This is a genomic window from Kitasatospora sp. NPDC043950 (assembly GCF_056435345.1).
Window position 1 is genome coordinate 80,961 of the sequence record NZ_JBWKER010000018.1, and the last position, 11,349, is coordinate 92,309.

Consider the following 11,349-nt stretch of genomic DNA (forward strand, 5'->3'; position numbering starts at 1 on the left):
GCCCACCTCGCAACAAGGTCTAAAACCCCACAACACCCCTGCCCCCCTACTCCTTTGGTGCGGGGGGGGGGTTTGTGCTCCTTTTCCCCCCCCCCCCCCCCCCCCCCCCCCCCGTCGCCCCCCCCCCCCCCCCCCCCCCCCCCCCCCCCCCCCCCCCCCGCCGGTCGGAGCCCCGTCGCGGGCGCACTGTCACCGGCCGCACCACCCGCCGCGACCTGCGGAGCAATGACGCTTTCTTAACGCGGGGCGATGACGCGTCCTTAACGCCGGTCGCATAGCCTGTCGCACTGCCGTCGCCCGACGGCGCTTTTACGGGGTCTTTAACAAGAGGTGCAAGGTGGTTTCGTCGGGTTCGACGGAGGCGGCGACGGCGGAACCGTCGTCGGCGCGAATACGGTTGCGGGGCTGGCTGCTGGAGGGCGTGTCGGCGGACAAGCCGGCCACCGGGCAGGCCGGTCAGGACGGTTCGCAGGGCGGCGCGCAGGCGGGGGACTCCGGCGCGCACAAGGGCCGGCGCTGGTGGCGGGTGATGTGCCTGACCGGCCTGGACTACTTCTCCACGCTCGGCTACCAGCCGGGCATCGCCGCCCTGGCGGCGGGCGTGCTGTCGCCGATCGCGACGATCGTGCTGGTGGTCGTCACCCTGCTGGGCGCGCTGCCGGTCTACCGGCGGGTCGCGCAGGAGAGCCCGCGGGGTGAGGGCTCGATCGCCATGCTGGAGCGGCTGTTGTCGTTCTGGAAGGGCAAACTGTTCGTCCTGGCGCTGCTCGGTTTCGCGGCGACGGACTTCCTCATCACGATCACCCTGTCGGCCGCCGACGCGAGCGCGCACCTGGTGGAGAACCCGCACCTGACCAGCGTCCTCGGCGGCAAGCAGGTGCTGATCACGCTGATCCTGGTCGCGCTGCTCGGCGCGGTGTTCCTGAAGGGCTTCAGCGAGGCGATCGGCCTGGCGGTGGCCCTGGTCGGGGTCTACCTGGCGCTGAACGTGGTCGTGGTGGCCGTCGGCATCTGGAAGATCATCGAGGCGCCGCACGTGGTCACGGACTGGACCAGTGCGCTGACCGCCCAGCACGGCAACCCGGTGATCATGGTGGGCGTGGCGCTGGTGGTCTTCCCGAAGCTGGCGCTCGGCCTGTCCGGCTTCGAGACCGGCGTCGCCGTGATGCCGCACATCGAGGGCGACCCGGACGACACCGAGGAGAAGCCCACCGGCCGGATCCGCGGCACCCGCAAGCTGCTCACCACGGCCGCCGTGATCATGAGCTGCTTCCTGATCACCACCAGCTTCATCACCACCCTGCTGATCCCGGCCGACCAGTTCAAGCCCGGCGGCGACGCGAACGGCCGCGCCCTCGCCTACCTGGCCCACGAGTACCTGGGCGGCACCTTCGGCAGCGTCTACGACCTGTCCACCATCGCCATCCTCTGGTTCGCCGGCGCCTCCGCCATGGCGGGCATGCTCAACCTGCTGCCGCGTTACCTGCCCCGCTACGGCATGGCCCCGCACTGGGCGCGTGCGGTGCGGCCGATGGTGATCGTGCTGACCCTGATCGGCTTCCTGGTCACCTGGCTGTTCGACGCCGACGTGGACGCCCAGGGCGGCGCGTACGCGACCGGCGTGCTGGTGCTGATCAGTTCGGCGGCCATCGCCGTCACCATCGCCGCGTACAAGGCGAAGCAGCGGGGCTGGACCACCGCCTTCGCGATCATCGCGGCGATCTTCCTGTACACCACCGTGCTGAACTGCCTGGAGCGGCCGGACGGTCTGAAGATCGGCGCCTGCTTCATCGCCGGCATCATCCTGGTCTCGCTGCTCTCCCGGCTGCGCCGCGCCTTCGAGTTGCGCGTCACCGACGTGGTACTGGACGACGTGGCGGAACGTTTCGTCAGGGACTACGCGCACCGCCCGCTGCGGCTGATCGCCAACGAGCCGACCCGCCGCGACGTCGCCGAGTACCGCGACAAGATCCGCCAGATCCGCGCCGACAACGACATCCCCGGTGAGGACGACCTGGTCTTCGTCGAGGTGACCGTCCGGGACGCCTCCGACTTCGAGACCGAGCTGACCGTGCGCGGCGAGGTGCTGCACGGCCGCTACCGGGTGCTGACACTGGAGAGCTCCAGCATCCCGAACGCGATCGCCGCGCTGGCCCTCACCATCCGGGACCGCACCGGGCAGCAGCCGCACCTCTACTTCGAGTGGACCGAGGGCAACCCCTTCGCCCAGTTCCTGCGGTTCTTCCTGTTCGGCCAGGGCGAGGTGGCCCCGGTCACCCGCGAGGTGCTGCGCGAGGCCGAACCCGACCGCAGCCGCCGCCCGCGCGTCCACGTCGGCTGACGCTCCGCCGCACGACGTCGTCGGGGGGGGGGGGGGGGTGGGGGGGGGGGGGGGGGGGGGGGGGGGGGGGGGGGGGGGGGGGGGGGGGGGGGGGGGGGGGAGAACGGTCCCCCCCCCCCCCCCCCCCCCCCCCCCCCCCCCCCCCCCCCCCCCCCCCCCTCCTTCCCCCCCCCCCCCCCCCGCCCCCACTGCTGTGCGGGAGCCGGGTTCAGGACGGCAGGCGCAGCGCGGTGCCCGGCTGGATGAGGTCGGGGTCGTCGCCGACGGCGGCGCGGTTGAGCGCGTAGAGGGCCGGCCAGCCGCCGGGCACGCGCAGGGTTTCGGCGATGTCGCCCAGGGTGTCGCCCTCGCGGACCGTCCACCCGCCGTCGCCGGCCTCGGCGCCGTCGCCGGCGCCGTCAGCGGCAGGCGCGGGTGCGGGTGCGGGTGCGGGCGGCGGGGGAAGGGCGGCGTCGCGCTCGCGGTCGTGGCCGCGGGTGGCGCGGGCGCCGCAGGCGGGCCAGGGGGAGAGGCCGCGCCGCCCGGCGAGGTGCTGGGCCACCGCGATCTGCTCCTCGCGGCTGGCGAGGTCGGCGCGCGGTGCGTAGGCGAGGCCGCCGTTGTCGCGCCAGGTGGGGGTGTCGAACTGGAGGCCGCCGAAGTAGCCGTTGCCGCTGTTGACGTGCCAGTTGCCGCTGCTCTCGCAGGCCGCCACGCTCTCCCAGTCGTACCTCCCTCCGTCGTACCCCCGGCCGGGGTCGGTGCCCGGGCCGCGGCCCGGGGGAGCGGCCTGGGCCGCGGGAGCGGTGAGGGCCACGGCGAGCACGCACAGGGCGGCGGGGACGAGGCGGCGAAGACGAACGGTGGGAGGCATCGGCGGCTCTCAGCTTCGGGAACAGGGCGTGCACCGCCCGGAGGCGGCGCACACCCACCGACGCACGCCGGGTGGGGCGCGTCGCCTCCGACACGTCCGGCAGGTCACCCGCTCGGCCGCCCCGGACCACCCCGTCGGCCCGCGGCCATCCGGCCCCGCCCGCCGTCCCGGAACCGTAAGGACCGGTGCCGCCGCGTGGACCCTAGAGTGGCCGGGACGCCTCCCCGAGGAAGGGTACGAACGATGACGATCGATCAGGGAACCGGTGCTCCGCGCGCCGAACTGGGCGTGATCGGCGGCTCAGGGCTCTACGCGCTGCTCGACGACGTGAGCGAACTGCGCGTCGACACGCCGTACGGGCCGCCCAGCGACGCGCTGTTCCTGGGCGAGGTGGCCGGCCGCCGGGTCGCCTTCCTCCCCCGGCACGGGCGCGGCCACGGCCTGCCGCCGCACCGGATCGACTACCGGGCCAACCTGTGGGCGCTGCACTCCCTGGGCGTGCGCCAGGTGCTCGCACCGTGCGCCGTCGGCGGGCTGCGCCCGGAGTACGGGCCCGGCACGCTGCTGGTGCCCGACCAGTTCGTCGACCGCACCTCCGGCCGGGTGCAGACCTACTACGACGGCCTGCCGCTGCCCGGCGGGGCGGTGCCCGAGGTGGTGCACGTCTCGATGGCCGACCCGTACTGCCCGGACGGGCGGCGCGCCGCCCTGGACGCCGCCCGGGACGCGGCCTGGGAGCCGGTGGACGGCGGCACCCTGGTGGTGATCGAGGGCCCGCGCTTCTCCACCCGCGCCGAGTCCCGCTGGTTCACCGCGAACGGCTGGTCGGTGGTCGGCATGACCGGTCACCCGGAGGCCGTCCTCGCCCGCGAACTCGGCCTCTGCTACACCTCGTTGGCGCTGGTCACCGACCTCGACGCGGGCGTGGAGAGCGGCGAGGGCGTCACCCATGCCGAGGTGCTGGAGGTCTTCGCCGGAAACGTCGACCGGCTGCGCACGGTGCTGTTCAAGGCGCTGGAGAGCCTGCCCGCCGTCCGGGACTGCGTCTGCTCGCACGCGCTGGACGGGCTCACGACGGGTCTGCCGGGCGTCTGACCCGCGGGCGACGCCGCCACCACCGGACGAGTGCGAACAGCAGCACCGGCCCGGCGGTGGCGGCCAGCACCAGCAGCCAGTTGCGCAGGTACGGCAGCGGCAGGAGGGAGGAGTTGCCGTGGTTCTCGCCGTCCCGCAGCACCGCCGGCAGCCCGATCGCGCTCACCGCCGCCGCGACGACCAGCCAGCCGCGCAACGCCCAGTCGCGCGCCAGTCGCGCGCCGACCAGGCAGAGCAGCGGCACCCACAGCCCGTCGTGCAGCAGCACCCCGCCCACCGCCCAGACCAGCACGTCGAGCGGGGCGGTGATGTAGGAGTCGGTGAGCAGGCCCGACAGGCCGAAGCCGATCAGGGCGAGGCCGCCGAGCAGCAGTACCGCGCGCAGCCACCGAGGCATCAGATCACCTCCAGGCGCGCGACCCACTTGGTCTGCAGCACCCCCGGCCGGTTGGGCGCGATGATCCGCGCCGGGAATCCGTGGTCCGCCGTCAGCACCTCGCCGTTGATCCGCAGGGCGAGCAGGGTGAGCGGGTCGACGGCGTACTCGGCGGGCATCCGCATCTCGCGGTACGGGCCGTCCGCCTCCAGCGAGGTGATCAGCAGGCCCGAGCCGGCCGGGGCCCCCGCCCGGACCAGCAGATCGGCCACCCGCACCCCGGTCCAGCGCGCCGAGAAGCTCCACCCCTCCACACAGGAGATCGGCAAGTGCACGTCGTACTGGGGGAGTTGGTTCAGCTCGGCGAGGGAGAGCCGGTACGGCTGCGGGCCGTCCACCCGGAGCCGCCAGTCGGCCGGCACGGTGACCGTCCCGGCCTGCGCGGCGGTCCGGTTGACCGGCAGCCCCTGCAGGCCCAGGTCGGGGCGGCGCGGGGCCAGCAGGACCAGCCGGCGCAGGAAGGGGACGGTCTGCCCGGCCGTGGTGAGCGTGACCACACCCACCGCGGCCGTCACGGCGGCGAGGAACGCCCGCCGCTGCGGCAGCCCGGCCGCCGGGCGGCGCCAGTGCCGCGCGATCACCGGGCCCTTGGCCGCGAGGTGGACGAACAGGCCGCCGGTGGCCAGCCAGGCCAGCCAGAAGTGCGTCTGGCGGAACGGGAACGGCCACGGATACCACTGCAGGGTGTCGAACAGCCCGGTGAACAGCTCCAGCAGCATCGCCGCGACCAGCACGAAGATCCCCAGCCGCTCCAGCGCGTGCGCCGCGCCGCGCACCGGCGGCCACGCGAACAACTGCGGGTAGACCGTCCACAGCTTCGCCCCCAGCAACGGGACGGCCGCCAGGCCGCTGATCACGTGCAGCCCCTGGGTCACCCGGTAGCCGTTCACCGGGCGGCTCAACAGATACGGCGTCAGCCAGCCGGGCGGGTCCTGGAGGGCGTGGCTGACCAGCCCGGTCAGGAAGCACACCAGCAGCGCGGAGCCCAGCCAGCGGCCGAGCACCACGGCGGTGCGCGGCTCGTGCAGCGCCGAGCGGAATCGCGGAAGGAGGTTCGGAGTCACCCGTCCATAGAACCGCCGGGCCCCGGTTTCGCGGCGGTACGACGTGCTTACGGAATCCGAACGGCGCCACGCCGCTGCGGTCGCGCGCCGCCGCCCGGTGGCAGGGTGGGCGGGTGCCCACCCGCCTCCCGCTCACCCGCCTCCGGCCCGCCCGCGTGCTGCCCTGCCTGCTCGCGCTGGCCGCCCTGACCGCCGCGCTCGCCCTCACCGTCACCGGCGGCGGCACGCTCGGCCACCGCGCACCGCTGTACGCCTGGTACGCCGTCGACGCCGCCCTGTACGCGCTCGCCCTGCTGGCGCTGCGCCGGGTGGGCGGCCGTCAGATCGTGCCCCTGGTCCTGGCCGGGAGCGTCGCCGTCGCCGCCGTCGGCCTGCTCGCCCCGCCGCGCACCAGCGACGACGCCTACCGCTACGTCTGGGACGGCCGCGTCCAGGCCGCCGGCACCTCCCCGTACGCGCACACCCCGGACGACCCGGCGCTGGCCCGGCTGCGCACCTCCGACCTGTGGCCGGCCGGCGGCGCCTGCGACGGCTGGGACGAGCGGCGCACCGCCGCCGGTGACTGCACCCGCATCAACCGGCCCGCCGTGCACACCATCTACCCGCCGGTCGCGGAGGCCTGGTTCCTCGCCCTGCACCCCTTCGGGGGAGGGGTGCGCGGGATGCAGGCCGCCGGCGCCCTGCTCGCGGTGGCGACCACGGGGGCGCTGCTCGTGATCGGACGGGGCAGCCGGCGGGCCGCGCTGTGGGGGTGGTGCCCCGGCGTGGCGGTGTGGTCGGTCAACGACGCGCACGTGGACACCCTCGGGGCGCTGCTGCTGGTCGTGGGCCTCGGGTACGCGGCCCGGCGGAAGGCGACGCGGGCCGGCGCGCTGCTCGGCGCGGCCGTGGCGGTCAAGCTGATCCCCGCACTGGCCCTGCCGGGCGCACTGGCCCGCCGCCCGCGCGAGAGCGCCCTGCTCCTGGGCGCCTCGCTCGGCGCGTTCGCCCTGGCCTACCTGCCCTACCTCGCCGCCTCCGGCACCGGCGTGCTCGGCTACCTGCCCGGTTACCTGAAGGAGGAGGGGTACGAGCAGGGGCACCTCGACCGCTTCGGCCTGCTCGCCCTCCTCCTGCCGGACGCCCTGCTGCCGTGGGCCGCCGGGGCGGTCCTGGCCGCCGTCGCCCTGTGGGTGCTCCGGCGCGGCGACCCTGCCCGCCCCTGGGACGGCGCCCTGTTCGTCACCGGCACGGCCCTGCTCCTCGCCGCGCCCGCCTACCCCTGGTACGGCCTGCTGGTGGTGGCCCTGGTCGGCCTCACCGGCCGCTGGGAGTGGCTCGCCGTCCCCGCCGCCGGGCAGTACCTCTATCTGACGGGCGGGGTCGAGGCCCAACAGGCCGCCTACGGCGCCGCGTTGGCGTGCGTCGCGGTCGGCGCCCGGCGGCGCGGGAGAACGGCCGCCGTCCTCAGCGGGGTTCCAGGCCCTGGAGCATCTCCGGCAGGTCCCGGCTGTGCAGCACCCCGAGGGACTTCGTCGCCCGGGTGAGGGCGACGTAGAGGTCGTTCACGCCGTGGGCGTGCGCCGCGAGGATCTCGGAGGGCTCCACGACCAGGACGGCGTCGAACTCAAGACCCTTGGACTGGGCGGCCGTCAGCAGGACGGCCGGCGAATCCAGCGACGCCGGACCGTCGTTGACGCAGATTCCTGCCAACCCGGCGATTCCGCCGAGCAGTTCGGCCGGGGCGTCCGGGGCGTGGATGACCGCCAGCCGGCCGCCGTCCAGCGCCGCGAGCTCCCGCTCGACGGCGCCGCGCAGCGCCGCCGCCCGGCCGTCCGCGGGGATCCGCAGGCTCCACGGGCGGGTTCCGCCGCTGCGCACCGCGGTGGGGGCGGCGAGCGAGGGGTCGAGCGCCCGCAGGACGCCCTCGGTGACCTGCATGATCTCGGCCGGGGTGCGGTAGTTGATGGTGAGTTCCACCGTGCGCCAGCGCCCCGCCGTGTACGTGTCGAGGGCCTGGCCCCAGGAGCTCAGCCCGGCCGGCGCGCCGGTCTGCGCCAGGTCGCCGACGATCGTCATGGAACGGCCGGGGCAGCGGCGGGCCAGCATCCGCCAGGCCATCGGGGACAGCTCCTGGGCCTCGTCCACGATCACGTGCCCGTAGCCCCAGGTCCGGTCCTCGGCCGCGCGCTCGGCCAGCGGCCGGAGCGACTCCTCACCGCGGTACTGGCGGGCCAGCATCTTCGCGTCCATCTCGACCAGCCCCACGCCGAAGTCGTCGAGGACGATCTTGGCGAACTCCAGCTCCGCCGCCTCGGCGGCGGCCTCGGCCCGGCGGGCGACGGCGGCGCCCGGAAGCGGGCCGAGCAGTTCGGCGGCCTCGTCGAGCAGCGGTACGTCGTCGGTGGTCCAGGTGGTCCGGGCGGTCGCAGCGGTCGAGGCGGCCTCGGCGGCGGACTCCCGTTCCGGGCCGGGCAGTTCGCGCAGCAGCGCGGCGCGTTCGGCCTCGGTGAAGTCCGGCATCGCGCTCGCCAGCAGCTCCGGGGAGCCGAACAGGCTCGTGAGCACCTGCTCCGGGTTCAGCAGCGGCCACAGCTTCTGGGCCACGGCCTGGAACTCGGGCTCGTCGACGAGCGCGTCGGCGAGGTCCGCCACGGCGTCCAGGTCCATCTCCCCGCCCTGGTCCCGGGCGATCCGCAGGGCCAGCTCCGAGGAGAGCCGCTCCACCAGGTCGGCCCGGGCCGCGTTGTGCGGCCTGCCGCTCCGGTGCGCGGCGGCGTGGGCCCGCTCGCAGAGCGCCCGGCCGATCCGGAGCTGAAGGTTGTAGGGCGAGGTCCGGCCCACGGTGATGGTCCACGACTCCTCGGGCAGCTGCCGCAGGCCCTCCAGCGCGGCGGCGAGGACCTGCGCCATCCGGACGTCGCCCTTGACGGCGGCCGCCTCGGGCGTCTCGGTGCCGGTCCCCGTCACCCCCGGGTAGAGCGTGCCGATGCTGCTCAGCACGACCTCGCTCTCGCCGAGCGCGGGAAGCACCTCGTCGATGTAGCGCAGGAACGTCGTGTTCGGCCCGATGACCAGCACGCCGTGCTTGGCCAGCCGGTCGCGGTGGGTGTAGAGCAGGTACGCGGCGCGGTGCAGGGCGACGACGGTCTTGCCGGTGCCCGGGCCGCCCTGCACGACCAGGACGCCGCCGAGCGCGTCGCGGATGACGCGGTCCTGCTCGGCCTGGATGGTGGAGACGATGTCGCCCATCCGCCCCGTCCGGGCCGCCGTCAGCGAGGCGAGCAGGGCGCCCTCCCCGCTGAGCTCGGCGTTGTCGCGGCCCGCGTGGGCGCCCACGCCGAAGGCGTCGTCGTCGAAGTCGACGACGGTCCGGCCCTTGGTCCGCAGGTGCCGTCGCGCCACCACACCGCCCGGTGCGGCGGGCGTCGCCCGGTAGAACGGCTCCGCTGCCGCCGCCCGCCAGTCGGTGAGCAGCGGCTCGTGGTCGTCGTCCGACAGGGCGATCCGGCCGATGTACTGCCGCTCGCCGTCGGCGTCGTCGATCCGGCCGAAGCACAGCCCGTACTCGGCGGCGTGCAGCGCAGCCAGCCGGCGGGTGTGGTGGATCTCCATGGTGTCGCGCTCCAGGAGGGCCTGGATCGTCCCGCCCTTGTCCTGGAGGTGGACCTCGCGCAGTCGGCCGGCCGCGAGCGCGCGCTGGGCTTCGAGCCGCTCGTACAGCCTGCCGACGTACGCGTTCTCCGCCCGCAGTTCGCCGGACCGCCAGTCGTCGGCGGGTGAATTCGGTTCGGGCGAGGAGGATTCGGGCGAGCGGGATTCGGGCGAGGAGGATTCGAATGAGGAGGATGAGGAGGACGAGATGGGGGACAAACCTGGCTCCAGGTGTTCTGAGCTTTTCGATTCCGCGGGCGGTCGGCCGAGGAATCGGGGGTGGCGGCGGGTGGAATTATCCGGCACGCCTCAGCGGCCGGCCGCGTCGAGTAGCAGTTGTGCGGCCAGCGCCGCGCCGTCGGTGCGGATCATGGTGGCCACGGCGGTCGCCCACACCCGGGTCTCGGGGGCGAGGGCCGTCCTGAGCGCGGCCGACAGGGACTCGGTGGTCGGGGTCGGCCCGTCGAGTGCCACGCCGATGCCCAGCCGGGCCACCCGGCCGGCCCAGTACGGCTGGTCCGCGGTCTGCGGGACGACGACCTGGGGCGCGCCGGCCCGGGTGGCCGTCGTCGTGGTGCCCGCCCCGCCGTGGTGCACGACGGCGGCCACCCGGCCGAACAGCGCCTGCTGGTTGACCTCGCCGACGACGAAGCAGTCGCCCCGGTCGTCGATCGGGGCCAGACCGGCCCAGCCGCGGGCCACGACCGCGCGGCGGCCCTGCGCGCGGACCGCCTCGACGGCCACCTGGGCGGCGTCCTGGGAGGCGAGCATCGGCATGCTGCCGAAGCCCACGTACACCGGCGGTGCGCCGGCGGCCAGGAAGGCCTCCAACCCGGCCGGCAGCGGGCGCCGGTCCGGCAGGATCCACGCGCCGGTCTGCACGACGTCCAGGTCGGCGGGCTCCTGCCACGGGTCCAGGACCGGGTCGGTCGCCAGCCACGGCCGGTCGCCGATGACGTAGTCGCGGACGTCGTCCACCGGCGGCAGGCCGATCGACGCCCGGTTGGTGTTGAGCGCCGCGCCGAACAGCGCGTTGATGCTCTCGGCGTCCAGGCCCCACAGCACCCGGTTGTCGGTCACCTCCGGCGGGAACGGGCGGCCCGGGTACGCCAGCGGCGGGCGGCCCGGCGAGGGCAGGGTGAGCTGCTGGAAGGTCACCGACACGGAGCGGATGCCCAGCTTCTCGGCCACCGACAGCGCGCCCGCCGCAGCCGGCAGCATGCCGGTGGCCACCAGCACGTCGCAGCCCTCGGCCGCCGCCGTGACCGCCTCCAGCTGCCCGGCGATCACCGCGGCCGCGCGCTCCGGCAGGGACGACGGCGGCGGCGCCGCCACCGTCAGCGCCCGCGCCGACGGGCCGACCGGCACCAGCGGCACGTCGATGTGGTCCAACCGCTGCGCGAAGTCCTCGTCCGGCGGCGCACACACCCGCACCTGCGCGCCGGACTCCCGCAGCCGCGCCGCGAGCCCCACCAGCGGTTCGACATCCCCGCGGGACCCGTACGTCGACAACAGCACACGCATTTTCGCGACCCCAAATTTCCGCGGATTCCGGTTCAGGTCGACGATTGTGCGGCACGACCAGGGCCTTGCCGCAAGGCCCCCCGTACGCTATAAGTTGGAAGTGGCCGGGAGTGGTTTTTCCTCCTGTGCCTTTTTTCTCGTCCGCTGCGGGCGGACTTCTTTTCTGCTGGTGAGACGCTGTGTGCGGCGCGTGTCGCATGTGCTGCGTGTGCGGAGTGTTCGGCGCGCGATGCGGTCTTCGCCCGGAATGACGACGCGACGACGTCGGCGGGGGGGGGGGGGGGGGGGGGGGGGGGGGGGGGGGGGGGGGGGGGGGGGGGGGGGGGGGGGGGGGGGGGGGGAGGGGGGGGGGGGGAGGGGGGGAGGGGGGGGGAGGAGGGGGGGGGGATGAGGATAAGTGGGG

General features: G+C 74.9%; 8 protein-coding genes. 3 read left to right on the forward strand and 5 right to left on the reverse strand.

Features of this window, described 5'->3' with window-relative positions:
• Nucleotides 1-337: 337 nt before the first annotated feature.
• Nucleotides 338-2,341 carry an APC family permease gene (locus AC07BF_RS14670; RefSeq protein ID WP_363627536.1) on the forward strand — a complete coding sequence of 668 codons (2,004 nt, stop codon included), beginning with the start codon at nt 338-340 and terminating at the stop codon, nt 2,339-2,341.
• Between the two features lie 208 nt (nt 2,342-2,549).
• On the opposite strand, the gene AC07BF_RS14675 is transcribed toward AC07BF_RS14670, so the two are convergent.
• Nucleotides 2,550-3,194 carry a transglycosylase family protein gene (locus AC07BF_RS14675; RefSeq protein ID WP_478333436.1) on the reverse strand — a complete coding sequence of 215 codons (645 nt, stop codon included), beginning with the start codon at nt 3,192-3,194 and terminating at the stop codon, nt 2,550-2,552.
• Nucleotides 3,195-3,437: 243 nt separating this feature from the next.
• On the opposite strand from AC07BF_RS14675, the gene AC07BF_RS14680 reads away from it, so the two are divergent.
• Nucleotides 3,438-4,289, forward strand: a complete 852-nt coding sequence (locus AC07BF_RS14680) for an S-methyl-5'-thioadenosine phosphorylase (RefSeq protein WP_363579887.1) — start codon at nt 3,438-3,440, stop codon at nt 4,287-4,289.
• Here AC07BF_RS14680 and AC07BF_RS14685 read toward each other — a convergent pair.
• Both AC07BF_RS14685 and AC07BF_RS14690 read right to left on the reverse strand, forming a co-directional pair.
• On the reverse strand, nt 4,264-4,686 hold the full coding sequence (locus AC07BF_RS14685) for a hypothetical protein (RefSeq protein ID WP_363579888.1): 423 nt from the start codon (nt 4,684-4,686) through the stop codon (nt 4,264-4,266). The genes AC07BF_RS14680 and AC07BF_RS14685 overlap by 26 nt on opposite strands.
• Nucleotides 4,686-5,789 carry a molybdopterin-dependent oxidoreductase gene (locus AC07BF_RS14690; protein WP_400843268.1) on the reverse strand — a complete coding sequence of 368 codons (1,104 nt, stop codon included), beginning with the start codon at nt 5,787-5,789 and terminating at the stop codon, nt 4,686-4,688. The genes AC07BF_RS14685 and AC07BF_RS14690 overlap by 1 nt, the downstream gene beginning before the upstream one ends.
• Nucleotides 5,790-5,902: 113 nt before the next feature.
• Here AC07BF_RS14690 and AC07BF_RS14695 point away from each other — a divergent pair, with 113 nt between their 5' ends.
• Nucleotides 5,903-7,315, forward strand: a complete 1,413-nt coding sequence (locus tag AC07BF_RS14695; protein WP_400843271.1) for a glycosyltransferase 87 family protein — start codon at nt 5,903-5,905, stop codon at nt 7,313-7,315.
• Here AC07BF_RS14695 and AC07BF_RS14700 read toward each other — a convergent pair.
• Complete coding sequence (locus AC07BF_RS14700) at nt 7,236-9,641, reverse strand: HelD family protein (protein WP_400803401.1); 2,406 nt, start codon at nt 9,639-9,641, stop codon at nt 7,236-7,238. The two genes, AC07BF_RS14695 and AC07BF_RS14700, sit on opposite strands and share 80 nt — an antisense overlap.
• Before the next feature lie 90 nt (nt 9,642-9,731).
• Entirely contained in the window at nt 9,732-10,946 is a 1,215-nt protein-coding gene (locus AC07BF_RS14705; RefSeq protein WP_478317921.1) for a glycosyltransferase, read from the reverse strand.
• Nucleotides 10,947-11,349: the final 403 nt, after the last annotated feature.